This is a genomic window from Crossiella sp. CA198 (assembly GCF_052078295.1).
Lineage (GTDB): Bacteria > Actinomycetota > Actinomycetes > Mycobacteriales > Pseudonocardiaceae > Crossiella.
In genome coordinates this window covers 128792-154369 of sequence record NZ_JBQJIM010000002.1, presented here as the reverse complement: position 1 = coordinate 154369, position 25578 = coordinate 128792, and the positions used below count along the sequence as shown (strand labels likewise).

Below are 25578 nucleotides of genomic sequence, written 5' to 3'. Positions count from 1 at the left end.
CCGGTTGGGCCAACTCGGCGGGTCAGGGCTTGGTGGTGGCGAAGGCGAGGCCCATGCGCAGGGCGGCGGCGGCTTCCAGGGCGGCGTCGCGGCCGGTGTGGCCGATGCCGAGCACGTTGGCGAAGCCGTGGATCAGGCCGCGGCGGCGGCGCAGGAACACCGGCACGCCCGCCTTGGTCAGCTTGTCCGCGTACTCCTCGCCCTCATCGCGCAGCGGGTCGAAGCCCGCGGTGACCAGGTAGGTCGGCGGCAGCCCGGAGAGGTCCTCGGTGAGCAGCGGCGAGGCGCGCGGGTCGAGCACCTCGTCGGCGGAGCCGAGGTACTGCTCCTGGTACCAGTCCATCTTGTCCGAGGTCAGCACGAAGCCCTCGCCGAACAGGCGCCGGGACTCCCGGCGCACCGAGAAGTCGACCGCCGGGTAGATCAGCAGCTGGAAGGCGGGCACCGGGTCCCCGGCGGCCTTGGCCAGCTGGGCGGTGACCGTGGCCAGGTTGCCGCCCGCGCTGTCCCCGCCGACCGCGATCTGGCCGGGGTGCAGGCCGAGGGAGTCCGCGTTCGCCAAGGCGTAGCGGTAGACCGTGAGGGCGTCCTCGGTGGCGGCCGGGAACTTGTGCTCGGGGGCCAGCCGGTAGTCCGCGGCGAGCACCACGACGCCGGCGTGCACGGCCAGGAACCGGCACAGGTTGTCGTGGGTCTCCAGGTCGCCGACCACCCAGCCGCCGCCGTGGTAGAAGACCAGCGCCGGGGCCGGGCTGGGCAGTCCGGCTGGGAGGTAGACCCGGGTGCGGATCGGGCCGCCGGGGCCGGGCACGCTCAGCTCGCGCACCTCGGCCACCTCCAGCGCGGCGCCGCCGATGATGGCCGCGGTCTTGCGCAGGCCGCGCCGCGCCTCGACGACCGAACCCGCGCTGAGCGGGTTCTCCTTGGCCAGGCTCATCAGTTTGAGCATGGACTGCACCTCGGGGTGCAGTTCCTGACCGTCGATGACGGTGGTGCGGCCGCCGATCGCGCGCTGCGCCGGAGCGGGCAGCGCGCCGACCGCGGTGGCCAGCGAGCGTTCGACCAACTCACGCAGTGCCGGACGAGGAGGGGTCATGGCCCCGATGCTACCCACGGGTAGTGCGCTTGGCAGCCAACTGGATCCGGCGGCTCAGGGCGCGGTCAGGCCGGTGCGGTAGGCGTAGCGGGTGGCGTCGGCCCGGTTGCGCGCGCCGATCTTGGCGAAGGCGTTGTTGATGTGGGTCTTCACCGTGGCCTCGCTGATGAACAGGGCCGTGGCGATCTCCGGGTTGCTGCGCCCGCCCGCGATCAGGGTCAGCACCTCGGCTTCTCGGGCGGTCAGGCCGTCCGGCGGGCGGTGCGGTTTTGGCGGCTCTTGGCGGGTCAGCGCGGCGACCAGGCGCTGGGAGACCGCGGGGGCGAAGGTGGACTGGCCCGCCGCGGCGGCACGCAGGGCGGCGGCGATCTCGGCCCGGCCGGCCTCCTTGGTCAGGTAGCCGCGGGCGCCGGCGCGCAGCGCGTCGGCGATGGACTCGTCATCGGCGTAGGTGGTCAGCACCAGCACCCCGACCCCTGGGAAGCGCTCGGTGATCCGGCGGGTGGCCTCGACCCCGTCCAGCACCGGCATCCGCAGGTCCATCAGCACCAGGTCCACCTCGTGTTCGGCCAGCAGCGCCAGGGCCTGCTCGCCGTCGCCGGCGTCGGCGACCACCTCGATGTCCTCGACCAGGCCGAGCAGGGCGACCAGGCCCTCGCGCATGATCTGCTGGTCGTCGACGACCAGGACCCTGATGGTCATTCCGGCACCTCCGCGCGCACCAGCCAGCCGTCCCCGTCCGGGCCCGCGGTGAGTGTGCCACCCAGCAACGCCAGCCGCTCCCGCATCCCGGTCAGCCCGAACCCGCCACCGGGCACCTCCGTGCGCGCCGTGCCAGCCGCGTTGCGCACCGACAGCCGGACCGCTCCGTCCACATAGGACAGATCGACCTCGATCGGCGCGCCTGCGGCGTGTTTGCCCGCGTTGGTCAGCGCCTCGCGGGCGGTGCGCAGCAGGGAGACCTCGGCGGCGGGGGACAGGGCGCGGGTCTCGCCGTCGGTGCTCAGCCACACCGGGGACTGGTGATCCCGTTGGTGCGCCTGGGTCAGCTCGGCCAGTGCGGTGGGCAGCGGTGGCACGTCCGAGCGCAACGCGGCCACCGCGGCCCGCGCCTCGGTCAGCCCGTCCACGGCCAGCCGCCGGGACCGCCGCACCCTGGCCAGTGCCGCTGCCGGATCCCGGCCGTCGCTGAGCAGCGCCTCGGCCACCTCCAGCTGCACCGCCAGCGCGCCAAGGGAATGCGCCAGCACGTCGTGCAGTTCCCTGGCGATCCGGGTCCGCTCGGTCTCGGCGAGCAGCCGGGCGGCCTGCGCGGTCTGCTGCCGGTGCTGCCGCTGGACCAGGCCGAGCAGGGTGAGCAGCGCGAAAATGCCCAGGTTGCTCAGGATGACGCCGGTGCCGCGGTCCCAGAGCAGGCCGCTGACGGTGACCAGGGTGACGTCCGCGGCGGTCAGTGCGAAGCCGAGTCCCAGACTGGGCACCGGGTGCGAGATGAAGACCATCAGCCCGACCGCGGCCATGGTGGTGGCCGAGGCATCCGGCGCGCCGACGGTGGCCGAGGCCAGCAGCGAGCAGGCGGCCAGCGCGCTCAGCGCCACCCGCGGCGCGCGCCGGGTCAGGGCCAGGAACACCAGCCAGCCCAGGAAGGCCGGGCCGAGCACCAGCCAGGCCCATCCCGGTGTGCCCGGCGAGCTGAGCAGCGCGTACACCAGCAGCGCGGTGACCAGGACGTGCATGGCCCTGCGGTCGTTCACCGACGGCGTGGGGTGCATGGGGGCAGTCTGCGGGTGCCGGGGGTTCAGTGCCGCACCGGATGCCCCACCCGGGTGGCCAGCACCAGCGACTGGACCAGCAGGCTGACCCCCAGTGTCAGCATGATCGCGCCGCCGCCGCTGGTCAGGGTCGCGCCCATGGCGTGGCCGAGGAAGCCGAGCAGCACCCGCAGCCCGATGAAGCCGAGCCACACGCCGATGGCCGGACCGCGCATGCGGGTGAAGATCCGGCCCTCCTGGAGCCGCACCTCGCTGGCCCGGCCCAGGCCGACCCCGGCGCCTGCCGCCAGCAGCAGGCCCAGCACCAGGAAGGTCAGGTCGACCGGCGGGATGTGGTAGTCCGCGCCCAGCTTGTTCCTGAGCTGGAACAGGCCGATCACCGCGATCACCGCCGGGCCCACCCACACGTCCTCACCGCGTTTGGTCAGCTCGTGCCAGTTCATCCGGCGGATGATCACGAAGACCACCACGGCGATGGCGATGGCCCCGTTGAACAGCGTGCTCATGGTCATGGGAGCACGGTAGGAAGATCAGGGGGTGGAGTTCGTGGGCTCAGGGGTGGAGCCGGGGGTGGAGATCGAGCCCGGCGGCGGCCACTCGTCCTCCGGCACGCCGGGGAACAGCCGCCGCAGGTAGTAGTCGGCGGCGGCCATCGCCTCCTCCGGGGTGCTGTTGTCGAGCAGGATGTCCGAGCCGAGGGAATCGGCGATGCACCACAGCATCATCGATTCCTTGTCCGGGTCGATGCCCGGCGCGGTCACCCCGCGCTCCCGCGCCGCGCGGATCATGTCGGCGAAGAAGTTGAACAGCTTCGGCTGGCCCTGTAGGTAGATCCGGCGCAGCGAGGGCTCGTTGAGCGCCCGGATGAAGTAGGCGATGGCCACCAGGCGGCCGGTGCGGGTGTGCTCGTCGATGGGCATCGTCTCGACCATGCAGGCGCGCAGCACCGCCCACGGCGGCGGGTCGCCCGCCAGATCGCGGGCCAGCCGGGCCCGCACCCGGTCGCCGGTCTGCACGCTGCTGAACTCCAGCGCGAACTCCAGCATGTGGTCCTTGGTCTTGAAGTAGTGCTGGACCGATCCCATCGAGACGCCTGCCTCGGCGGCCACATCCCGCAGGCTCACCGCCTCCATGCCGTGCTTGGCGACGATCCGCCACAGCGCCTCGGCGATGTGCCGCCGACGTTCCTCGTGGTCAACCTGCTTCGGCACCGACAGCCACACTTTCTTCATGCGGACGCATTGCAACGGCTCCCACGTCGTGGTTACCATGCACCTGCATTGTAACCGGCCGGGAGCTGGTTACCAGGGGATCAACTGGGGGAGTCGTGACGCAAGTCCAGGTCAGCGGGCAAGGAGTGGAGACGCGGGTGCTGCCGCCGTTCGCCAGGGTGCCGGTGCTGGCGGTCGCCGGGGTGCTCGGCGTGCTGCTGGTGGCCCTCGCCGATCGGTACGGGTGGTTCGGGGACGAGCTGTACTTCATCGCCGCCGGGCAGCGGCTGGACTGGGGATATGCCGACCAGGGGCCGCTGGCGCCGTTGCTGGCGCTGGTGATGGAGTCGGTGTTCCCCGGCTCGCTGACCGCGCTGCGCCTGCCGTCGGTGCTGATGGTCATGGCCACCGTGGCGGTGACCGCGCTGATCGCCCGCGAACTGGGCGGCGCCCGGCGGGCGCAGACCCTGGCCGCGCTGGTCACCGCGGGTTCGCCGTTCTTCCTCGGCAACGGGCACCTGCTCACCACCAACTCGCCGGACGTGCTGATGTGGGCGCTGGCCTGCTGGCTGCTGGTGCGCTGGGTGCGCACCCGGCGGGACGCGGTGCTGCCCTGGCTGGGTGTGGTCACCGCGATCGCGATGCAGAGCAAGTTCCTGATCGCCGGGTTCTGGGTGGTGCTCGCGCTGGCCGTGCTGGTGGCCGGGCCGAGGGAGCTGCTGCGCAGGCCGATGTTGTGGCTGGGCGCGGGAATCACCCTGCTGGCCACGCTGCCCAGCCTGCTGTGGCAGGCCGAGCACGGCTGGCCGCAGCTGGGCATGACCGGGCAGATCGCCACCGAGGGCGCGGTGATGCACGGCGGGCTGCTCGGCTACCTGCCGATGATGCTGTTCCTGGCCGGGCTGATCAGCGGGCTGGTGGTGCTGCTCTACGGGACCTGGCGGCTGCTGCGCTCGGCCGAGCTGCGGCCGTACGCCTTCCTGGGCTGGACCTTCCTCGGCGTGGCCGCGCTGTTCCTGATCGCCGGCGGCAGGCCGTACTACGTGGCCGGGATGTTCCCGGTGCTGTTCGCGGCCGGGGCGGTGGAGCTGTCCCGCAACCGGGTGGCCGGCTGGTGGCGCTGGTCGGCGAGCCTGCCGGTGGCGGTGGTCTCCACACTGGCCATGTCCTTCTTCGGGCTGCCGCTGGAACCGGTGGCGAGCCGGGCCGGGGCCGGGTCGGTGGACTTCATCAGCACGCACAGCGTGGGCTGGGCCGAGCTGGCCGACCAGGTGGCCGCCGAGTACCGCAAGCTCCCGCCGGAGCAGCGGGCCCGGACCGCGGTGCTGACCAACGGCTACTGGACGGCGAGCGCGCTGGCCTGGTTCGGGCCGGAGCGCGGACTGCCCGCGCCGCAGAGCGGGTCCAGGGGCTACTGGTACTTCGGCGCGCCGCCGGAGTCCGCGGACGCGGTGCTCTTCGTCGGCCGCCCGCAGCCGGTGCTGGCCGAGTCCTTCCGCACGGTGACCCAGCTGCGGGTGCTGGAGACGAACTTGAAGGCCAACAAGGCCGTGGACGGCGCGCCGTTGCTGCTGGCGACGGGGCGCACACAGAGCTGGGCCGAGCTGTGGCCCCGATTCCGGAAGCTGGGGTGACCCCATGACCGTGCTGAACCCTTCCGCGCCCAGGCTGCGCCCGCCGCGCTACCGGGTGGATCCGGGCGCGCGCCGCTGGTGGACCGTGCAGGCGCTGCTCACCGTGACCGGGCCTGCGTTCCTGGTCGCGCTGACCATGACCACGCTGTCCCTGCTGTTCTTCCCCGGCGCGCTGCGCTGGCTCGGCCCGCTGCTGCTCGGCGTGCTGGTGCTGCCCGGCCTGGGCTACCTGCTGATCATGCCGCCCTGGCGGTACCGGGTGCACGCCTGGGAACTGGGCGAGCACGCGGTCTACTCGGCCAGCGGCTGGTTCTGGCAGCGGCGGCGGATCACCCCACTGACCAAGGTGCAGACCGTGGACACCGTGATCGGCCCGATCCAGCGCGGTTTCGGCCTGGCCACGGTGATCGTGACCACCGCCTCCACCGCGGGGGACGTGCGGATCTCCGGGCTGGCCCTGGACGAGGCGAACGAACTGGCCCGCCGGATCGGCGAGGCCGCCGCGGTCGAGGAGGCGTGATGGACTGGCGCAGGCTCGACCCGCGCATGATCGCGGTGCACTCGAGCTGGCTGGCCGCCCCGCTGGGCTCCTTCCTGCTCACCCTGCTGATCTCCGGCGGCCGGCTGGACCTGCGGTCCTGGCTCACCCTGGCCGGGGTGACGCTGGGCTTCCTGACCTTCACCACGATCGGGATCGCCACCTGGGCCAAGACCCGGTACCGACTCACCGCCGACGCGGTGGAGGTGCGCACCGGGATGTTCATCAAGACCCTGCGCACGGTGCGGCTCAACCGGATCCGCAACGTCGACCTCACCGCCAGCCCGGTGCACCGGATCTTCGGGGTGACCACGCTGCGGATCGGCACCGCCGGGTCCAACGACACCGGCAGCGAGATCAAGCTGGACGCGTTGTCCAGGGCGGACGCCCAGGCCCTGCGCGCCGAACTGCTCGCGCACGTCACCCGCTCCGCCGCCCAGGACCCGGTGGTCTCGGCGATGAACCTGCGCTGGCTGCGGTACGCGCCGCTGACCTTCTGGGTCTTCGGCGGGGTGGTCCTGGTGCTCGGGCTCGGCTACCGGGCGCTGGAGGCGATCGGCATCGAGGCCTGGCGGCTGCCGGTGGTGCAACAGCTGGCGGTGGAGTTCGGCTCCAGCGCGCTGTGGCTGACCATCCCGCTGGTGTTGCTCGCCTCCACCCTGCTCGGGGTGATCGGCGCGCTCGGGCTGTACCTGGAGAACTGGTGGCGGTACCGGCTGGAATGGGTCAGCGACCACCTGCTGCGGGTGCGCCGCGGCCTGCTCACCACCCGCTCGGTCTCCATCGAGCGCAACCGCCTCTTCGGTGTGCTGCTGCGCGAACCGCTGCTGCTGCGGGCAGGCGGCGGCGCCACGGTGAAGGTGGTGGCCGGTGGGCTGGGCAACGAGGAGCAGGACAGCGCGCGCAGTGCCGTGCTGCCGCCCGCGCCGCTGACCGAGGCGCTGCGGGTGACCGCGGGCGTGCTGCGTGAACCCGTTGGCCCGCTGGTGGATCCGGTGCTGGCCGGGCATCCGCGGGTGGCGCTGCGGCGGCGGATCGTGCGCGGGCTGCTGTTCGTGACCGCGCCTTTGCTGGTGGTGCAGGGGATTCTGGGCTGGCTGCTCACTGATGTGTTGCTGCACTTGGCCTGGAGCACCGCGCTGGCCAGCCTGCCGTTCGTGCTGTTCTTCGCCAGGGACGCCTACCGCAACCTGGGCCACGGCCTGTCCGGGGCCTACCTGCTGGCCCGCTCGGGCACGTTCAGCCGGGACACCGCGGCCCTGCGCCGCGACGACGTGCTGTCCTGGACCTTCACCGACAGCCCGTTCGCCCGCCGCGCCGGGGTGGTCACGCTGACCGCCGCGGTGGCCACCGCCGCGGGCGGCTACCGGGTGCCGGACATGGCCGCGGCGGACTCGGCCGGGTTCGCCGACCGGGCCGCGCCCGGGATCCTGACCGAGTTCCTAGACCGCGACGCCGACCGGGAACAGCTCCCGGCGGAGTTCCTGTACTGCGGTGCGAGCGGCCCGGTTGGCGCCGATGGTGCTCGCTGACGGCCCGTAACCCACCAGGTGCAGCCGCGGCTCGGCGGCGGGATGCCCACCGGCCATCACGATCCCGCCGCCGGGCGCGCGCAGCTTCAACGGGGCCAGGTGGTTGAGCGCGGCCCGGAACCCGGTGGCCCAGATGATCGTGTCGACCTGTTCGTGGCTGCCGTCGGCCCAGGTCACGCCGTCCGGGGTGATCCGCTCGAACATCGGGCGGCGGCGCAGCACACCCCGCGCGGTCAGGTCCTTGATCAGCGGGGTGAGCGCGAGCCCGGTGTTCCAGACCACGCTGCGCGGTGGTTTCCCGGCCCGCACCGACTCCTCGACCCTGGCGATGATCGCCCGGCCGCGTTCGGGGGTGAACTCGGCGTCGCTGAACTCCGGTTCCCGCCGGGTCACCCAGATCGTCTCCGCGATCGGGGACAGCTCGTCCAGGAACCGCAGCGCGGAGGCCCCGCCGCCGACCACCAGCACCCGCTGCCCGGCGAACCCGGCCGGTCCGCGGTAGTGCGCGGTGTGCAGCTGGGTGCCGAGGAACTCCCGCGCGCCCGGGTAGTGCGGCCACAGCGGATGGCTCCACGAGCCGGTCGCGTTGATCACGCCCCTGGCCCGCCAGCTGCCCTGCGGCGCCTCCACCAGGAAGTCCGGGCCGTCATGCCGGACCGAGCGGACCTGGACCGGGCGGATCACCGGCAGGTCGAAGCGCTGCTCGTACTCGGTGAAGTAGGCCGGGAGCACCTCGGCGGCCGGCCGCTGCGGGTCGGGCACGATCAGCGGCAGGTCCTGCAGGGCGTGGAAACCGTGCACATCGGCGTAGCGCAGCGAGGGCCAGTAGTGCTGCCAGGCGCCACCGGCGTGCGGAGCCGAGTCCAGCAGCACGTGCCCGATCCCGGCCCGGCGCAGGAAGTACGAGCTGGACAGACCGGCCTGACCGGCCCCGATCACCACCACGTCCGTGTCCACGTCCGCGCCAACGCCGGTGGGCGGGTGGTCCATTCCCCTGCGGAAGGAAAGTCACACCCGCCCACCGGCACGACGACCGTCGAGGGTCGGCCGGTCGCCGCGGCCTTACGGGGCGCCGCTGGTCAGCGTGTAGGCGCCGGATCCGCTGTAGGCGTGCACGCGGTAGCGGTAGTAGCCCGCGGTGCCCTGGTAGGTGATCTTCTCGGTGTTGCCGGGACTGGTGGACTCGGCCACGTCCGCCCAGGAGCCGCCGGTCCACTTCTGCAGGTACAGGTCGAAGTCGGCGCCGGCGGGCCCGCTCAGGCAACCGGTGTGCGGGCCTGAAGCGGTGGACTGGTAGTAGCTGTTGTCCGGCTGGTACGCGCTGCCGTTGGCGGCCAGCGAACCGGTGTGGGTGCCCTTGCCGCACGCGCCGGGCGGCGGGGTGCCGCCGTTGGTGAGCAGGGTCAGGCCGTAGGTCTGCAGGATCTCGTTCACCGGCTGGAAGTAGGTGGTGCCGCCGCTGGAGCAGTTGCCGGAGCCGCCGGAGGTCACGCCCTGGGCCTGGTTGCCCGCCAGCAGCGAGCCGCCGGAGTCACCGGGTTCGGCGCACACACTGGTCTGGATCAGCCCGCTCACCGTGCCCTGCGGGTAGGTCACCGAGGAGTTGCGGGCCTGGATGGTGCCGCAGTGCCAGCCGGTGGTCGACCCTGACCGGCACACGGTGGCCCCGACCGGCGCGTCCTGGGAGCCCGCCACCGCCACGCGGCCGCCCCGGTAGTCGTTCACCGCGCCGATCGGGGTGTTGCCCGCGGCCACCTGCACCCAGGCGTAGTCGTTGCCGGGGAAGCTGGAGCCGCGGAAGCTGCCGCTGGGGTTGCTGGTGGCCGCGCCGGTGTTGCCGCAGTGCCCGGCGGTGACGAACCCGCCGGTGACGGCGAACCCGACCGAACAGCGGGAACCGGAGCCGATGTGGTAGGCGTTGCCGCCCACCACATCGATCAACGGCCGGGCCTGCTCCAGGCTGGACTCGAACCGCACCGCGCTCGCCTCCGCCCCGCTGGCCAGCACGAACGCCCGCGCGGCTGCCAGCGCCTCTGGCCGGGACCGGATCACCACGGCGTTGCGGGCCGGGTCCACGTACCAGCCGTGCACGGTGGCCGGGGCCCTGCCAGCCGCACTGTCCACAGTGGACTTGACCGCGGTGAGCGCGTGCTCGGTGCGGGCGACCGGCCGCGGGATCGCCCCGGCCCGGCGGACTGCCTCGGCGCGGGCCTGGTCGGTGACGCCGACGACCAGGCGGCCGGTGGCGTCCAGCCAGGAACCGCCGTCCGCGATGCCTGCCAGACGCTTGCGGGTGACCCGTGCGGTGTCCTCAATGGACAGTCGACCGCGGGCCTGGTCCGCGGTGAGGCCCAGGTCGCGCTGGAGTGCGGCGAGCAGGCCGGGGTCGGTCTCGGCGGGCGCGCCGACGGAAGAAGGGGCCACCGCGCCGGAGAGCGCCATGGTGGTGAACGCGGCGGCCAGCAACGCGGACAGGCGTCGGCTCATGCCGGATCTCCTCGGGGACAGGGATGCAGGGACCTGCACGTTAGGCCCGGCTCGTTCGCCAGTGGGAGATACCAGTCAGCTCATACCGAAGCCGGGATGCCCGGCCAGCCAGTCGGTGTAGCGCGGGCTGCGGGCCAGCACGTCGGCGTAGGCGGACAGCGCGTGCCCGGCCAGTCTGGCCACCTCGTCCGGACTCTGGCCGCCGCTGTGCCAGCCGATGAACTGCCGCCAGCGCAACGGGACCCCGGCGATCGGCACCGGGATGACGCCCGGCATCTCGCGGAAGGTCGGCTGGCACAGCGCGATCGCGTCCCCGGAGCGGACCAGGTCCACGCAGCTGACCACATCGGTCTCGTAGAGGTCCCTCGGCGCGAATCCGGCGCGGGCGCAGGCGGCGGCGAAGCAGTCGCCGAAACAGCCGTCCCCCGGGGTGGCCGACCAGCGCGCCTCGGCCAGATCGCTCAGCTCCACCTCGTCCTTGTCCGCCAGGGGGTGGTCCTCGGGCAGCAGCACGAACACCGGGTCCACCGCGAGCAACCGCCACCGCACGCCCGCCGCGACCGGCGGCGCGGACTCCCCGCACACCCCGACCAGCGCGTAGTCCAGCCGGCCCGCGGCGACCAGCTCGGTCAGCTCATCGGCCGACCAGGAACTTTGCGGGGAGATCCGGGCCTGCGGCCGGGCCGCGCCCAGGTGGTGCATCAGCCCGCCCAGCATCGGTCCGTTGGTCGCGCCGATCCGGTAGTGCGCGGTGTCCTCGCCCGCCGAGTTGGCCAGTCGCGCGGCCTCCTCGCGCAGTTCGCTCACCGCGGGCAACAACATCCGGGCCCTGGCCAGCACCAGCTCGCCGAGCGGGGTGGGCCGGGAACCCCGCCGGTCCCGCTCGAACAGGGTGCCGCCGAGTGCGCGTTCGATCCGGTTGAGCTGGGCGGTCAGCGCGGGCTGGGCGAGTCCGAGCCGGGCCGCCGCCTTGGTCACGCTGCCGGTGTCCGCGACAGTGCAGATGACCCGCAGATGCCGCAGCTCCAGTTCCATACGTCGACGCTAAATCCCTTGCGGCTCAGGCGGAAGGGTTTGCCTCCAGTGGCGGGAACCGGTGCTCGTTGCGGTCGATCTTGGCGTGCGCCTCGGCAGGGAGGTCCAGACCACACACATCGGCGAAACGCACCAGGTAGAGCAGCACGTCGGCGACCTCGTCGGCCACCCGCTCGCGCAACGCGCCATCGACCAGCTGCGCGCGGATCTCCTTGTCGCTCAACCATTGCAGTTCCGCGACGAGTTCGCCGACCTCGCCGGAGAGCGCCATGGCCAGGTTCCGCGGGGTGTGGAAGGGCTCCCACTCCCGCGCCGCCGCGAACGCCCGCAACCGGGGGACAAGCTCGTCGAATCCAGACATGCCGCAACCCTAGGACTCGCTCAGCTCCCGCTTGAGCAGGGTCAGCTCCCGCCGCCGGATCGCCCTGGTCAGCACCACCGCCGCCAGCGCGACCAGGCGGCCGCCCAGCGCGAGCGCCACCGGCAACGCTGTGTCCGGTCCTCGGTCACGCACTCACCTCCCAGCCGGTCACCGGCTCAGTCGGCCCGGCCCCCGGAAAGGTTCGCGCCCCGCCACAACCCACCCTGGGTAACGACCCGGTCAGCCCCCGTGACCCGGCTTGCTGTCGATCTACCTAGTCATCCAGACTCGCACACGTGTTCGACCGAACGGTGCAACTCGCTCCCTCCCTCGGCCGGGTCTACGACCGCAGCAAACCGGTCTGGGTGGACCTCAACGAGCTGTACCGGCACGGCTTCCTGGGCGACCGCACCGCCGCCAGCCTGCTCATCCGCCAACAGGGCCTGGTGCTCACCGGCCGGGTCCCCGGCACCCTGCACGCCTGGCTGCGGACCGAGGAGGGGTACTGGGCGGGGCTGGTGTCCTACTACGTGGCGGCGCGGCCGGGCGGGGCGGTGCCACCGCTGGAGATCAAGAACCTGGTGCCGAGGGGGGCGTTGCGGCCGCGGGCGCCGGAGGACCGGGATCGGGAGTCGCGGTTCTGAGCACGGCCGGGCCGGGTGGTTCCTCGGCGCCGTCCTGGGAGGAGGGCGCGGTGGACACCAGGGCCACCGGCACCTCCTCGGGCGGGATGAAGGCCGAGTCGGGCCGCAACCGGGGCGGCTGCGCGGCCCAGGGTTTCAGGTTCTGCAGCACGTCCTCGTAGAAGCGGTTGACGGCCTCGAGCACGGAGTCGATGAACGCGCCCCGGCCGGTGCCGCGCTTGCCGCCGAGCGGGAAGGTCTGGGCCACCCGGAAGGACCGGATCTCCTTCTTCGGATCGTCGATGAGCACCGCCGGATCCAGCCGCACCGCGCGCAGCAGTTCCGCCGCGCCCGCGCCGCGCGCGTGCAGCACGGCGGATTCCACCCGCACCTGCTCGGGGGCGTCCTTGAGCTGGCGCACCAGCCAGTTGACCCGGGTGGTGGGCCGTCCCTCCCGCGGCGCGTCGACGTCCACCAGGCAGCACACCTGGCTCGCGCGCAGGTCCGCGGTCACCGACAGGGTGCCCACCGTGTCCGGGATGCGGATGCCGCCGGAGAGCGTGCCGCCGCCGACCAGCTGCGCCACCTGGCTCTGCACCCGCAGTTGCGGGTCGGCCAGTTCGCGGCGGCTCAGCGCGGGCACTACCTCGGCGCCGAGCCTGCGGCCCAGCTGGAGTCCGGCGAAACGCAGCAACGCGTCGAAGCGCAGGGCGATCTCGGCGGCGGTGGTGTCGGTGGCGCGCAGGGTGCCCGCGCTGACCGCCTCCCGCAGCGGAACCCAGGCCGGACCCATGTCCTCGAAGGCCATCGCGCCCGAACGCGGATGCTCCAGGTACCGGATCAGCTCGCCGAGGATCCACGCCTGGTCGGGATCGGCGACGCCGCGATGCTCCTTCTGCAGCACCGCCTCGCAGAGCACGTGCGTCCAGGACCAGTGGTGCAGCGCGACCTTGCGCAGCTTGCGTTTGTCGATCCGGGCCGGGTGCTGGCCGGGCATGGCCGGGATCTGGTTGGAGATGGTGATCAGCGCGTCGAAGCCCTGTTCCCGCGCCAGGTCCAGGTAGTTCTCCAACTGCTCGGTCTGCAGTTCGTTGGTGCCGGTCTTGACCTCCACCAGCGCAGTCCAGCTGCGCTGCCCCCTGCTCACCCGGATCAGGCCGTCCGGGATGACCTTGCGATCGCCCAGCGCGAAGGGCACCTCGATGAAGGTGCGCACCGCACCGGCCGGGGCACCCAGTGGCTGGGTGAGCACCCGGCCGAACTCGCGCACCGCGGCGAGCACCGCCAGCAGCGCCGAGGTCGCGCGCCGCTCCTGCTCCTCGGCTCCGTTGATGCCGGAGGTCGGGATCAACCGGGCCGAATGCCAGGACTCCTCGGACAAAGACGCCTCCCCGCGTTTGGTCGGCGCTGCTCCGGCCGACACCACCTGCACGGAGAGTCGCGAATCACTGACCGGGCGTTAGCGATCTTCCGGGGGTTTTGTCCGATCGTGTCCGGCTAACCCCGGTAGTGTCCCGGCCAGTCCTGGTGCCGGATCCGGGTCGTCTCCAGCACCTCGCCCACCGTCCCCCACTCGTCCCGCCCCAGCCGCGCCAGTGGCCGCAGCCGCTCGATGTCCGGCAGGTCGTCGGTGCACATCTCCTCGGCCACCGCCGCGTGCACCACCCGGCCGAACACCACCGTCGAATCGCCCAGCCGCACCGTGCTGTGCAGCACGCACTCCAGCGCCGCCGGACTGCTGGCCACCCGGAACGGCTTGACCTTGCTGCTGGGTTCCCTGGCCAGGCCGACGGCGTCGAACTCGCTGATGGTCGGCGGGAAGTCGGTGCCGGTGGCGTTGATCTGGGCGAAGTTGGCCTGGTTGGCCAGGTTGACCACGAACTCGCCGGTGGCCTCGACGTTGGTCAGGGTGTCCTTGCGGCCGACCGAGGTGAACTGGACGATCGGCGGGGCGACGCAGGCCACGGTGAAGAAGGAGTGCGGGGCGAGGTTGTCCACGCCCTCGGCGGAGACCGTGGACACCCAGGCGATCGGGCGCGGCACCACCACGGCGGTGAGCAGCCGGTAGAACCGGCCGATGCCCGTGGTGTCCGGGTCGAAGTCCAGGCGCATGGCCCGATTCTCACTCAGCGGTGCCTGCGCAACAGTTCCGCCTCCCACTGGCCGCGGACCATCTCGGTCAGCGTTGACTGCTGGGGTGACCAGCCCAGACGTTGTCTGATCAGCGTGGTGTCGCCGACCGAGCGCTGGGTCTCGCCGGGGTTGGCTGGACGGTGGGTGACCCGGATCTCCCGGCCGGTCACCGCGCGCACGGTGTCCACGATCTCGGCCACGCTGGCCGGGATGGCGCCCACGTTGTAGACGTCGAACCGGCCCGGCGTGGCGTCCTCCAGGGCGTGCACCATGGCCCTGGCCACGTCGTTGACGTGCACGAAGTCCCGGATCGCCGAACCATCCCCGTTGATCTCCACCGACGGCAGGTGGCCGGCGGCCACGCCCACCGCCCTGGTGATGATCCGGGTGTCGTCGTAGTCGCCCAGCTCGCCGACCGCGCCGGCGATGTTGAAGATCCGCAGCACCGCCGCGCCCAGGCCGCCGGTGGCCACCTGCCAGCGGATGGCCTCCTCGGCGGCGACCTTGGAGGCGGCGTAGGGGTTCGCCGGGGCCACCGGGGTGGTCTCGTCGATGGGCTGGCGCGCCGGGGTGCCGTAGACGCTGGCGGTGGAGGCCATCACCAGCCGGGGTTTGACCCCGGTGACCTCGGCCTGCCTGGCCAGCGCCTCCAGCACGTGCAGGGTGCCGCCCAGGTTGACCCGGTAGTACAGCGTGGGGTGCGCGAAAGCCTCTCTGATCCGGGTCAGCGAGACCAGGTGCACCGCGGCATGCACCCCGTCCGCGGCCGCGAGCAGGCCCTCGCCGTCCAGCACGTCGCCCCTGCGCAGCTCCACCCCCTCGGGCAGGTTGACCACTGAGCGGTGGACCAATGCCACGACATCGTGGCCGGTCTGGGAAAGTTGGCGTACGACGGCCTGTCCGACATAGCCGCTCGCGCCGGTGACGAGGACTCGCATACCACCATCTCACCAGAAGGAAATGGGTGTACCGGCAAGTTTTGTGGCCTTCACACGGAGGTCGGGATTACCTTACTCCGGTAGGGAGAAACGCTGTGACAGGGAGTTGTTCGCATTGGGCCGTTCGGGGCATTATCTGCTGGCTATCGGGTGAGTAGTGGACCTTTCCCCTCCATATTCCCTGGCGTCAACGTCGACCCTTCAACTATGAGCGTGGAAGGGCTCGGGGCGGCCAGCCGGGTTTTACTGGCCGACGTCGGGCGTCGTCGCAGCGTGCGCCGGGGCACGGTGCTGTTCAGGCAGGACAACGAGTCCGACTCGGTCCTGCTGGTCGAGCACGGGCTGCTGCGGATCTCGGTGGTGAGCCAGGACGGCACCGACAGCGTGCTCGCGCTGCGCGGCAGCGGTGAGCTGGTCGGCGAGTTCGGCGCCATAACAGCACGTCGGCGCTCGGCCACCGTGGTCGCGCTGACCGACTCGACGGTCGTGGTGATCGCCTCGGCCCGGTTCCGCTCGCTGCTGCGCCAGTTCTCCGGGCTCGCCTGCGACGTGCTGTCTTTACTCGTCACCCGGGTGGATGAATCTGACCGGCGGCGGCTGGAGGTCGGCACCTGCACGGTGTCCCAGCGACTCGCTCGTTTCCTCGGCGAGCTGGCCGCCACGCACGGCACCGAGCGGGCCGACGGCGGGGTGGAGATCGCCGCGCAACTGACTCAGGAGGAGCTGGGCAGCGCGATCGGCGCCACCAGGGAGTCGGTCTCCCGCGCGCTGGCCGAGCTGCGGGACGACGGTCTGCTCAGCACCGCACGCAGGCGGATCACGATTCTGGCGCCCACCCGGCTGGACTCCTACCTTGGGACGTAAGGCTGAATCACACCTCGAAAGTGCGTTGGATCACAGATTGACCTGCGGTTTTAGGGTAAACACACGCTGATGCAATACCACCCGGTGCATTTCTCGATCGTGGTCGTCGACATCGCGAAGTTCGGCACCCGAGATGACCGGTTCCAGCTGCTGCTGCGCAGCGGACTGACGGCTGTCCTCAAGCAGGCGTTCGAGGAGTCCGGCATCGACTGGGACGAACTCGCGATCGAGGACCGAGGGGACGGCAAGTGCCTGCTCATCCCGGCCTCGGTGTCCAAGGTCCGGTTGCTGGACCCGCTCATCAGCAGGCTCGCGGTGGCGCTGCGCCAGCACAACCAGTTCACCAGCGAGCAGGGCCAGATCCGGCTGCGCATGTCGGTGCACGCCGGTGAGGTGCACCGGGACCGGGACGGCTGGTCCGGCACCGACCTGAACTTCGCCTTCCGCCTGGTCGGCAGCGAGGCGCTCTACGAGGTGCTGGCCGCGGTGCCGGAGGCCGAGCTGGTGGTGATCGTCTCCGAGGCCATCCACAACGCGGTGGTCCGGCACGGCTACGGCGCGGTCGACCCGGCCTCCTTCCACCAGATCGAGGTGCGGCGCAAGGAGGTCAGCGCCGAGGCGTGGGTGCACGTGCCGGGCATCCTGGCCCCGCTGGCCCGGCTGGAGCTGGACAGCGGCGGCAGCGGCCCGCCCGCGATCACCGTGCGCGGCAACGTCAACGGTGACGTGGTCGGCCGGGACAAGCACGTCGGCGGGCCATGGTGAGTGCCGACCGCGTCGGAGGACTGGCCGAGCCGCTGCCGGATCGGGCACACCACGGGGTCGACCACACCGGCCGCGCGGGCAGCGGCGGGCCGGGCGCGGCCGAGGGCGAGGGCGGCCCGCACCGGGAGGCGGCCAGGGCGCTGACCATCGACAAGATCAAGGAACAGCTCAGCAACCCGGCCCGGCTGCTCGACTCGGTCTCGCTGGTGGAGGAGATCCACCGCCAGGTCAGCACGCTGCGCCCGGCCGGTGGCGGCGGGCAGGCGGCCGCGCCGATCGTGATCATGGGTGATGTCACCGGGGACGTGGTCGGCAGGGACTCCTTCGTCGGCCGCCGCGGTGGCGGGGTGGACACCGCCGAGCCGGTGGCCCGCCGGGTGGCCGCGCCGGTGCTGGCCGGTTTCCGCGGCGCCTTCGTCGAACCCGGCAGTGCCGGGGCGATCCGGGACCGGCTGGCCCGGCCTGGGCTGGTGCTGCTGGCCGGGCCCAGGGGCTGGGGCAAGACCGCGCTGGGCATGGTGCTGCTGGCCGAGCGCTGCCAGGGCGAGGTGTATGAGTTCGAGCCGATCGAGGACCTGCTGCGGCTGCCCACCGGCGCACTCAAGGCCGGTCGCGGCTACCTGGTCACCGACCTGCCGCCGCATGTGCTGACCGCGGCCCGCGGCGCGGACCTGCACCGGCTGGACGAGGAGGTCACCGCCCGCGGCGCCCGGCTGGTGCTCACCGTGGCCGGGGCGGGCGCCGCGGCCAAGCCCTGCCAGCTCCCGGTCGCCGACCACCCCGAGCCCAGGGCGCTGGTGCTGGCCCACCTGGGCAGGCTGCTGGCCGCCGAGCGGGTGGCCGAGCTGACTGGGCAGCACGCGGTGGCCGAGCTGATCGAGGTCAGCTGCCAGGAGCCGTTCGAGGCCGCCGCGCTGGTCCGGCTGGCCGAGGAGCTGGCCCGGCTGGACCGCGGCGCCGAGGTCACCGAGCTGGCCCAGCGGCTCACCGTGCGCTCCAAGGAGGAGCTGCGGGCCTGGCTGGACGAGGTGTCCTCGCCGGACCGGGCCTTCCTGCTGTGCGTGGCCATGTTCGACGGCCTGGCCTACGGCACCGTGGTGGACCTGGCCGAACGGCTGGACCGGCTGACCACCGGCCGGGCCGCGGCCAGGGTGGACGGGCCGCCGCACGGCCGCCAGGCGCGCTGCGAGCGCACCCGCACCGAGATCCTGCGGGCCTGGAGTCACACGCCGTATGGCCGGGTGCCCACCGAGATCGTCCGGCTGCGCCAGGCCGACCACCGGCCGTGGATCGTGGACCAGCTCTGGTGCGCCGGCTACTACGGCCGCCCCGCGCTGCTGCGCTGGCTGCGCGAACTGGGCACGCACCACGCCCGGCCGGTGCGCGGCGGGGCAGGCGCGGCGGTCGGGCTGCTGATGTCCCGGGAGTTCGAGACCTTCCGCCGGGCGGTGCTGGAGCCCTGGGCCGCGGGCGAGGATCCGGCGGGCCGGGAGGCCGCGCTGGTGGCCCTGGGCGTGGCCGCCGGGGACTTCCAGCTCACCGGCGCGGTGGTGCGGCTGGCGCACAGCTGGTCCCGCTCCGGCGAGTGGCAGCTGCGGCGCACCGCGGCCCGCGCCTTCGGCGAGTCACTGGGTCACCTGGTGCCGGACACCGCCTTCGAGGTGCTCGGCGAGCTGGCCGGGCAGTCCGATCCCGGCGGGGTGTTCGCGATCTCGCAGAGCCTGGTGGAGCTGGCCCGCTCCGCCGACGACGCGCTGCTGGCCACCGTGGTGGCCACGGTGGAGAGCTGGGCGACCTCGCACCGGGCGCACCGCAGGCACGTGGGGGTCTACGGTTTCCTGCAGCTCTGCGCGGACCTGTGCCGGCCCGGTGAGCACAGCGCGCCGCGGCTGTTGCAATGGGCTGACCAGGGCGCGGAGCCGACCATGGCGCTGGCCGGGCTGTGGCGGCGGGCGCTGATCGACCCGCTGGTCAATCGCCCGGCCAGGTGGGTGCTGCGCTGGTGGGCCCAGTCCTGCGAAGGTGATACCGCCGCCACCACGGCCCTGGCCAGGCTGGCCCGCTCCGTCGCGCGACTGCCGAGGGAGGTTGAGATTCTGCGTCGCGCCGCGCTCACCTGGCCGGACGCCGACCCGCCAGCCACCGCGGCCGCGGCCGCGGTGCTCGACGCGCTGTCGTCACCAGTCCGAGGAGCACGGCCTTGACCGCACCCCATGACGAGCACACGGCGGAACCCCACCTCACCGCCGACCTCCGCAGCCCCATCCGCAGTGAGATCGAACTGCCTGCCCGCAGGCTGCTGGCCAACCGCCCGGCGCCCCGCCCGCACACCACGTTCGTGCTGTCCACGGTGGACGGCAACGCCTACGTGCCGACCCGGATGCCCAGTGCCAGGGAATGGCGCTCCACCGGGGTGCGCTGGCTCTACGAGGTGGACCTCGCCGATCACTGGGCGCTGACCACCGTCCTGCTGCCCTGTCACGGCGACCTGTTCCAGTTCCACACCGAGCTGGAGTTCGGCTGGCGGGTGCACGATCCGGTGCAGGTGGTGCGCAACCGGCTCACCGACGCGGTGGAGCTGTGCCGCAGGCACCTGCTGGCCCAGCTCCGGCAGGAGTCCCGCCGGTTCGACCCGGCGGCCACCGCGCTGGCCGAGACCGCGCTCAACCAGCTGCCCGCGCTCTCCCCGGCGGCGCTGCCGGAGGGCGTGACGCTGTTCCGCTGCCACGTGCGGATCACCCAGGACCACCGGCTGCGCGAGCACCGGCTGGCCATGCTGGCCGACCAGCAGCAGGGCGAGCTGATCGTGACCAGGGCGCAGCGGCTGCGCAGGCTGGTCGAGGACGGGCACTACGCGGTGCTGGCCCTGCACCTGGCCGAGCATCCCGGCGACACCGCGAAGGTGGTGCAGCTGCTGGCCGAGCAGGAGAAGCTGAGCCTGGACACCAGCCGGGGCATCGTACAGTCGCTGCTGGACTCCGGCTTCGCCCAGGACGTGGACATCGACCAGCTGGGCGGCGAGGCGCTGCGCCGGGTGCTGGCGCACCTGCAGGCCGGTCCGGGGCGGGCGCTGCGGGAGTTCGCGGCCAATCGCAACCAGCTGCCGGAGATGCCGGACTATCCGGCCGCCTCCCGGTTCCCGCCGGACCCGCGTAACGGCCAGGGGTCACTCTGACTCCCGACTGGTGGAGGATTGTCCAGGAGTAGGACATGTGCGAAAAAGTTTGACATGTTCGCGCGTGTGGTTCGACGGGCGGCGCTCGCCCTGGCAGTGACGACCCTGGCGCTGGTGAGCACGGCCGCTCCGGCCGTGGCCTTCCCCGGCGCGTTCCTCCCCGCGTTAGGCGCGGGCAACCGGGGCGCCGATGTGCTGGCGCTCCAGCAGTTGCTGCGTCAGCAGGCCCAGACCCCGCCCGCTGACGGCGTGTTCGGCGCCAGCACGACCACCGCGGTCCGGGCCTTCCAGCAGGCCAAGGGCCTGGCGGTGGACGGCATCGCGGGTCCGGCGACCTGGGGCGCGCTGCTGGTCACCCGCCGCCAGGGGGACAGCGGCCCCGCGGTCTCCGCGTTGCAGGCCCAGCTCAGCGCCAAACGCCGGATCACCCTGCCGGTCACCGGCACCTTCGACGCGGCCACCCGGTCCGCGGTGCTGGCTTTCCAACAGCACGCCGGGATCGGCGCCGACGGCGTTGCCGGCCCGGACACCTGGCGAAACCTGTTGTGGCACTACGACTATCCCGACCTGACCAGCCTGTGCGACCAGGACCCGGACGGCAACGGCACCGCCAACTGGGGCACCGCCTCGGCCATCGGCCAGCTGGAAGCCGCGGCCCGGAGTTTCGCCGCCACCGGCCAGGGCAAGGTGCCGCTGGGAGACGTGAGCAAGGAACACGGCGGCGACATCGGCGGCCACGCCAGCCACGAGGTCGGCCTGGACGCCGACCTGTGGCCCATCCGCACCGACAACGCCCAGTGCACCGCGGGCCGGATCACCTGGCAGTCCGCCACCTACGACCGGGCCGCCACCAAGGCCCTGGTGCAGGCCCTGCGCGCGGCCGCCCCCGGCCGGGTGAAACTGATCTTCTTCAACGACCCCGAGCTGATCAGGGCGGGCCTGACCACCCGGTATGACAACCACGACAACCACCTGCACATCCGGTACTGCGCGCCGGTGCATCCGAACCCGCTCTACGCCTGTTGATCTCCGCCGGACTGTGGTCTGCTTCCCGGGTGAGCGAACAGCTGAGCTGGCTGACCGGCCGGATCATCACCAGTGACATGCCGCGCTACGCCGAGGTGTGCACCGGGTGGAACAGCCGGATCCGGCATCGCCCGGAGGTCGTGGTCACTCCCGGAGACGCCGCCGACGTGCAGGCCGCCGTCCGCTTCGCCGCCGAGCTGAGCCTGCCGGTCCGGGTCCAGTCCACCGGTCACGGCGCGCTGGCCGCCGCCGAGGGCGGACTGCTGCTGGACACCAGCGCGCTCACCGGCATCCGCCTGGACCCGGTGGCCCGCACCGCCGAGGTGGGCGCGGGCATCCGCTGGCAGGAACTCCTGGAGGCCGCGCACCCCTACGGCCTGGCCGGGCTGTCCGGCTCCTCCGGCAACCTGGGTGTCACCGGCTACGCCCTCGGCGGCGGCTCCGGCTGGCTGGCCCGCAAGCACGGGCTCTGCTCCGACAGCATCCTGGCCGCGGAGATCGTCACCGCCAACGGCAGGCTGCGCTGGGTCGACACCGACCGCGAACCCGAGCTGTGGCAGGCGGTCCGCGGCGGCGGCCCCAACGTCGGCGTGATCACCAAGCTGCGCCTCGGCCTGGTCACCGTCCCGCAGGTCTTCGCCGGGGCCACCTACTGGCCGATCGAGGACGCCGCCGGGGTCTTCGCGCTGTACCGGGACTGGGTCGCGGGCACGCCCCTGGAACTGACCTCCGCGCTGACCTTCCTGCAATACCCGGAGAGCCCCGCGCTGCCGGAACCCTTGCGTGGCCGCACCTTGGTCGCCCTGCGCGGGGTCTACGCCGGGCCGGAATCGGCGGCGGCGGAAGTGTTGCACCCCTTGCGTTCCCGGCCGGGGGCGGTGCTGGACACCTTCCGCGAGATGGCCTACCGGGAGATCGACACGGTGACCAACGACCCGGTGAAACCCTTGCCGCGCACCGGATACTCCACCGCCGTGACCGAGTTGCCCGCGGCCTTGGTCGAGCTGGCCAAGCCGGGGGAGTCCTTCGTCTCGGTGGAGGCCCGGCACGTCGCGGGCGAGGGCGCGCGACTGGGTGCGGCGGGCGCGGAGTTCCTGGTGTTCACCATGGCGGTGACGCCGGATGAGACCAGCGTGGCCGAGGCCGGGGAGTTCGGCCGGAAGGTGGCGCAGGTGTGCGCGCCGTACCGGACCGGGCACAACCTGATGAGCTTCCTGCTGGCGCCGCCGGAGGCCGGTGGCCTGCCGGAGCAGGTGGCCGCGGCGTTCCCGGCGGAGTACCGGGAGCGGCTGGCCGCGGTCAAGGCGCACTACGACCCGGCCGGATTGTTCGGCGGGGACCGCAGGCTGGTCCAGCCCTAGGGCGCGGGCAAGAAGACGACCACCCGGCTCAGCAGGTGGTCATCCCCCCAGAAAAGCCCTGATCAGACGGCAGGCTGGCCGTCGGCGGCCTGCGGCTTGCGGTTGAGCATGAACGCGATGGTGATCAGCGCGCCGACGGCCGCGACGCCGATGCCTGCCCAGGGCTGGTAGTCCTCGATGAGGCTCATCAGGCTGAACTGGAAGCCGATCATGGGCAGGACGAAGGAACCGACGCCCAGGACGAGAAGCAGGATGCCGAACTGCACGGTGTACTCCTTGGAACGGTGAGACGAGCGGTGGACTTTAACCCGATCGGGCTCGTTCCGTAGCAGGTTTGGCCAACCTGTTGCCGAGGCCCGGCTCACGTGTGCGCGGCGTGACCGGTCCGGTCCCAGCGGCGTTCGCGCAGCGTGGTGTGGTCGGCGATCATGCGGCGGGCCAGCCGGTCGACCGCGGCGGTCAGCTCGGCCTCGCGTTCGGGGTCCTCGGTGGTCAGCAGCTCGGTCAGCCACTCCCGCCACACCCCGGCCAGCCGCACCATCGCCGCTTCGCCCTCGGCGGTGAAGCTCAGCCAGTCGCCGTCGCGGGCCAGCAGGCCGCGCCGGATGAGGTCCTCGGCGGTGGGGGCCAGGATGCCCGGCGGCAGGTCCAGCGGGTCGGCGATCTCGGCCAGGGTAGTGCGGCCCTCCTGCTTGCTGTTCCGGTAGATCTGGGCCAGCAGCCAGGCGTCGGTCTCGTCCATGCAGTGCCGCAGGCGTTCGCGCAGCACCGGGCGCAGTTCCTTGCGGCGGCGCTGCCAGACCGCGGCCACCGACTTCTCCAGCTCCTGTTCGCTGGTGTGCGATTCGGGCATGCCGAAGGCATCGCCCAGGTCGCCGGACTTGTCCCGGACCGAATCGCGCAGCTTGACCTCGGGCAGCAGCCAGGCGATGGCGAAGGCCAGCAACGCGACCGGCAGGGCCCACAGGAACACCGTTTGCAGGCTGTCCTGGTAGGCGGTGGCCAGTGGGCCGAGCAGTTCGGCGGGCAGGTGCCGGATCATCTCCGGGTTGGCCGCCGCGCCGGGGTCGAAGCCGGGCGGCAGGTTGGCGCCCGCCAGGTTGGCGGTGAGCTGGGCGGAGAAGATCGCGCCGAAGACCGCCACGCCGAAGGAGCTGCCCAGGGTGCGCAGGAAGGTGACGCCGCTGGTGGCCGCGCCCAGGTCGGCGTAGTCGCAGGTGTTCTGCACCGCGATCACCAGCACCTGCATGCCAAGGCCGATGCCAAGGCCGAGCACGATCATGTACAGCGAGGCGGTGACCAGGGTGGTCTCCCGGTCCAGGTGCGACATCAGCCACAGGCCGACCGCGGTGATGCCGGTGCCGATGATCGGGAAGTGCCGGTACCGGCCGGTGCGGCCGACCATGGTGCCGCTGAAGATCGAGGCCGCCATCAGCCCGGCCACCATCGGCAGCATCCGCAGCCCGGACTCGGTGGCCGAATGGCCCTGCACCACCTGCAGGAAGATCGGCAGGTAGGTGATGCCGCCGAACATGGCGAAGCCGATCACGAAGCTGAGCACGCCGGAGACGGAGAACACCCGGCCGCGGAACAGCCGCATCGGCAGCACCGGCTCACTCGCGCGCAGCTCCACCCAGACGAACAGCGCCACCGCCACCAGCGAGGCCACGCCCAGCCACAGGATCTCCGCGGAGTCCCAGGCGTAGGTGGTGCCGCCCCAGCTGGTCACCAGGGTCAGCCCGCCCGCGCCAAGGGCCAGCAGCAGGATGCCCAGGTAGTCGATCACCGGCCGGGAGCCCTTGGGCACCTTCGGCATCACCGCGCCCGCCACCAGCAGCACCAGCAGGCCCAGCGGCACGTTGATGTAGAAGGCCCACCGCCAGCTGAGCTGGTCCACGAACAGCCCGCCCAGCAGCGGCCCGGCCACCGTGACCACGCCGAAGACCGAGCCCATCAGGCCCTGGTACTTGCCGCGCTCGCGCAACGGGATCAGGTCGGCCACCAGCGCCATCGAGGTCACCATCAGCCCACCCGCGCCGAAGCCCTGCAGGGCCCGCGCCGCGACCAGCCCGAACATGCCGGTGGCCATCCCGCAGAACAGCGAGCCCACGGTGAACAAGGCCACCGAGATCTGGAAGACGACCTTGCGCCCGAACAGGTCGCCGAACTTGCCGAACAGCGGGGTGGCGATGGTCTCGGCCAGCATGTAGCCGGTGACCACCCAGGACAGGTGGTTCGCCCCGCCCAGCTCGCTGACGATGGTGGGCAGCGCGGTGGCCACGATGGTCTGGTCCAGGGCCGCCAGCAGCAGGCCGAGCACCATCGCGCCGAACACCAGGTTCGTCCTGGAACCGCTCTCGACCTCTACGGCAGCCGTCATACCCCGGAACCTAGGGCGCGGCCCCGGGGGTCTGCTGGGCGGCGGAGATCGCTCGTTCGGTGGAAAGCGGCGCGATCAACCCGTCCGCCACCCGATCGATGAGCGCGTCATCCGGCGGCACCCCGCGCACCAGCAACTGGAACAGGTACAGCGCGCCCACCAGGTCGCGGAGCATCTCCGGGTCCACGCCGGGGGCCAGTTCGCCGCGGGCCTCGGCGCGGCGGACCACCAGGTCGGCCAGGTCGGGGCCGGACTGCTGCATGCGTTCCAGGTACAGCCGGGCCAGTTCCTCGTCCCGGCGGCTGCCCTCCAGCAGGCCGATCACCAGGCCGCGGGTGTCGGCGTTGCTCTGCGCCACGGCCATCCGGCCCAGCACCCGGAAGTCCTCCACCAGCGAACCGGTGTCGGGGCATTCCGGGCGGGCCCGGTAGGTGTGGATGGCGTCGATGATCAGCGCGGCCTTGGACGGCCAGCGCTGGTACAGGGTGGCCTTGCTGGCCTGCACGCGGCGGGCGACCAGGTCCATGTTGAACCGTTCGTAGCCGACCTCGGCCAGTACCGAGCGGGCCGCGGACAGCACCTCCCGGTACCGGTCCGGATCGCTGAGCGGGACCTTCTTCCGCGAGCCTGTCACTGCTCCTCCTCGC

26 protein-coding genes are annotated in these 25578 nt (G+C 72.2%); 10 read left to right on the top strand and 16 right to left on the bottom strand.

What is annotated here, in order from left to right:
- Positions 1-22: 22 nt before the first annotated feature.
- The 5 genes from ACTOWY_RS03190 to ACTOWY_RS03170 are packed head-to-tail and all read right to left on the bottom strand — an operon-like array spanning position 23 to position 4100.
- Positions 23-1096, bottom strand: a complete 1074-nt coding sequence (locus ACTOWY_RS03190; protein WP_441308092.1) for an alpha/beta hydrolase fold domain-containing protein — start codon at positions 1094-1096, stop codon at positions 23-25.
- 54 nt (positions 1097-1150) lie between these two features.
- Positions 1151-1798, bottom strand: coding sequence for a response regulator (locus ACTOWY_RS03185; protein ID WP_247759760.1), 648 nt, complete (start codon positions 1796-1798; stop codon positions 1151-1153).
- Complete coding sequence (locus tag ACTOWY_RS03180) at positions 1795-2868, bottom strand: sensor histidine kinase (protein ID WP_441308091.1); 1074 nt, start codon at positions 2866-2868, stop codon at positions 1795-1797. Before ACTOWY_RS03180 ends, ACTOWY_RS03185 begins: the two co-directional genes overlap by 4 nt.
- 26 nt (positions 2869-2894) lie before the next feature.
- Positions 2895-3380 carry a hypothetical protein gene (locus ACTOWY_RS03175; RefSeq protein ID WP_441308090.1) on the bottom strand — a complete coding sequence of 162 codons (486 nt, stop codon included), beginning with the start codon at positions 3378-3380 and terminating at the stop codon, positions 2895-2897.
- Positions 3381-3398: 18 nt separating this feature from the next.
- On the bottom strand, positions 3399-4100 hold the full coding sequence (locus ACTOWY_RS03170; protein WP_441308089.1) for a TetR/AcrR family transcriptional regulator: 702 nt from the start codon (positions 4098-4100) through the stop codon (positions 3399-3401).
- Positions 4101-4195: 95 nt separating this feature from the next.
- Between ACTOWY_RS03170 and ACTOWY_RS03165 the strand changes: the two genes are divergently transcribed.
- From ACTOWY_RS03165 to ACTOWY_RS03155, 3 genes are read left to right on the top strand one after another with little or no spacing between them, the layout of a single operon-like run.
- Positions 4196-5713, top strand: coding sequence for a glycosyltransferase family 39 protein (locus tag ACTOWY_RS03165; protein ID WP_441308088.1), 1518 nt, complete (start codon positions 4196-4198; stop codon positions 5711-5713).
- Between the two features lie 4 nt (positions 5714-5717).
- Entirely contained in the window at positions 5718-6233 is a 516-nt protein-coding gene (locus ACTOWY_RS03160) for a PH domain-containing protein (RefSeq protein ID WP_441308087.1), read from the top strand.
- The gene (locus tag ACTOWY_RS03155) at positions 6233-7783 is read left to right on the top strand and encodes a PH domain-containing protein (RefSeq protein WP_441308086.1); all 1551 of its coding nucleotides are present in this window, start codon (positions 6233-6235) and stop codon (positions 7781-7783) included. The genes ACTOWY_RS03160 and ACTOWY_RS03155 overlap by 1 nt, the downstream gene beginning before the upstream one ends.
- Here the strand turns inward: ACTOWY_RS03155 and ACTOWY_RS03150 are convergent.
- The 5 genes from ACTOWY_RS03150 to ACTOWY_RS03130 form a co-directional block, all read right to left on the bottom strand.
- Positions 7694-8773 carry an NAD(P)-binding domain-containing protein gene (locus ACTOWY_RS03150; RefSeq protein ID WP_441308085.1) on the bottom strand — a complete coding sequence of 360 codons (1080 nt, stop codon included), beginning with the start codon at positions 8771-8773 and terminating at the stop codon, positions 7694-7696. The two genes, ACTOWY_RS03155 and ACTOWY_RS03150, sit on opposite strands and share 90 nt — an antisense overlap.
- A 72-nt stretch (positions 8774-8845) precedes the next feature.
- Entirely contained in the window at positions 8846-10270 is a 1425-nt protein-coding gene (locus ACTOWY_RS03145) for a S1 family peptidase (protein WP_441308084.1), read from the bottom strand.
- A 75-nt stretch (positions 10271-10345) separates the two neighbouring features.
- Positions 10346-11305 carry a LysR family transcriptional regulator gene (locus ACTOWY_RS03140; RefSeq protein WP_441308083.1) on the bottom strand — a complete coding sequence of 320 codons (960 nt, stop codon included), beginning with the start codon at positions 11303-11305 and terminating at the stop codon, positions 10346-10348.
- Between the two features lie 25 nt (positions 11306-11330).
- Positions 11331-11666, bottom strand: coding sequence for a nucleotide pyrophosphohydrolase (locus ACTOWY_RS03135; RefSeq protein ID WP_441308082.1), 336 nt, complete (start codon positions 11664-11666; stop codon positions 11331-11333).
- A gap of 9 nt (positions 11667-11675) precedes the next feature.
- Positions 11676-11819 (bottom strand): hypothetical protein, encoded by a 144-nt coding sequence (locus ACTOWY_RS03130; RefSeq protein ID WP_441308081.1) that lies wholly within the window; start codon positions 11817-11819, stop codon positions 11676-11678.
- Between the two features lie 143 nt (positions 11820-11962).
- Between ACTOWY_RS03130 and ACTOWY_RS03125 the strand changes: the two genes are divergently transcribed.
- Positions 11963-12310 (top strand): hypothetical protein, encoded by a 348-nt coding sequence (locus tag ACTOWY_RS03125; RefSeq protein WP_247759783.1) that lies wholly within the window; start codon positions 11963-11965, stop codon positions 12308-12310.
- Here ACTOWY_RS03125 and ACTOWY_RS03120 read toward each other — a convergent pair.
- The 3 genes from ACTOWY_RS03120 to ACTOWY_RS03110 all read right to left on the bottom strand — a co-directional run bounded on the left by ACTOWY_RS03120 (position 12237) and on the right by ACTOWY_RS03110 (position 15360).
- A complete protein-coding gene (locus ACTOWY_RS03120) occupies positions 12237-13670 on the bottom strand; it encodes a hypothetical protein (RefSeq protein ID WP_441308080.1) in 1434 nt (477 codons plus the stop codon). The genes ACTOWY_RS03125 and ACTOWY_RS03120 overlap by 74 nt on opposite strands.
- Before the next feature lie 116 nt (positions 13671-13786).
- Entirely contained in the window at positions 13787-14401 is a 615-nt protein-coding gene (locus tag ACTOWY_RS03115; protein WP_441308079.1) for a flavin reductase family protein, read from the bottom strand.
- Positions 14402-14415: 14 nt separating this feature from the next.
- Positions 14416-15360 (bottom strand): NAD-dependent epimerase/dehydratase family protein, encoded by a 945-nt coding sequence (locus ACTOWY_RS03110; RefSeq protein ID WP_441308078.1) that lies wholly within the window; start codon positions 15358-15360, stop codon positions 14416-14418.
- 207 nt (positions 15361-15567) lie between these two features.
- Here ACTOWY_RS03110 and ACTOWY_RS03105 point away from each other — a divergent pair, with 207 nt between their 5' ends.
- The 6 genes from ACTOWY_RS03105 to ACTOWY_RS03080 all read left to right on the top strand — a co-directional run bounded on the left by ACTOWY_RS03105 (position 15568) and on the right by ACTOWY_RS03080 (position 22551).
- Entirely contained in the window at positions 15568-16224 is a 657-nt protein-coding gene (locus tag ACTOWY_RS03105; RefSeq protein WP_185002317.1) for a Crp/Fnr family transcriptional regulator, read from the top strand.
- 69 nt (positions 16225-16293) lie between these two features.
- Complete coding sequence (locus ACTOWY_RS03100; protein WP_441308077.1) at positions 16294-16989, top strand: hypothetical protein; 696 nt, start codon at positions 16294-16296, stop codon at positions 16987-16989.
- A complete protein-coding gene (locus ACTOWY_RS03095) occupies positions 16983-19193 on the top strand; it encodes a hypothetical protein (protein WP_441308076.1) in 2211 nt (736 codons plus the stop codon). Before ACTOWY_RS03100 ends, ACTOWY_RS03095 begins: the two co-directional genes overlap by 7 nt.
- The gene (locus tag ACTOWY_RS03090; RefSeq protein ID WP_441308075.1) at positions 19190-20164 is read left to right on the top strand and encodes a hypothetical protein; all 975 of its coding nucleotides are present in this window, start codon (positions 19190-19192) and stop codon (positions 20162-20164) included. The genes ACTOWY_RS03095 and ACTOWY_RS03090 overlap by 4 nt, the downstream gene beginning before the upstream one ends.
- Before the next feature lie 114 nt (positions 20165-20278).
- The gene (locus tag ACTOWY_RS03085; protein WP_441308074.1) at positions 20279-21190 is read left to right on the top strand and encodes a penicillin-insensitive murein endopeptidase; all 912 of its coding nucleotides are present in this window, start codon (positions 20279-20281) and stop codon (positions 21188-21190) included.
- Positions 21191-21219: 29 nt separating this feature from the next.
- Entirely contained in the window at positions 21220-22551 is a 1332-nt protein-coding gene (locus ACTOWY_RS03080; protein WP_441308073.1) for an FAD-binding oxidoreductase, read from the top strand.
- Between the two features lie 62 nt (positions 22552-22613).
- On the opposite strand, the gene ACTOWY_RS03075 is transcribed toward ACTOWY_RS03080, so the two are convergent.
- The 3 genes from ACTOWY_RS03075 to ACTOWY_RS03065 form a co-directional block, all read right to left on the bottom strand.
- Positions 22614-22817 carry a hypothetical protein gene (locus tag ACTOWY_RS03075; RefSeq protein ID WP_441308072.1) on the bottom strand — a complete coding sequence of 68 codons (204 nt, stop codon included), beginning with the start codon at positions 22815-22817 and terminating at the stop codon, positions 22614-22616.
- A 95-nt stretch (positions 22818-22912) separates the two neighbouring features.
- The gene (locus ACTOWY_RS03070; RefSeq protein ID WP_441308071.1) at positions 22913-24931 is read right to left on the bottom strand and encodes an MFS transporter; all 2019 of its coding nucleotides are present in this window, start codon (positions 24929-24931) and stop codon (positions 22913-22915) included.
- Positions 24932-24941: 10 nt separating this feature from the next.
- The gene (locus ACTOWY_RS03065; RefSeq protein ID WP_441308070.1) at positions 24942-25565 is read right to left on the bottom strand and encodes a TetR/AcrR family transcriptional regulator; all 624 of its coding nucleotides are present in this window, start codon (positions 25563-25565) and stop codon (positions 24942-24944) included.
- Positions 25566-25578 lie beyond the last annotated feature (13 nt).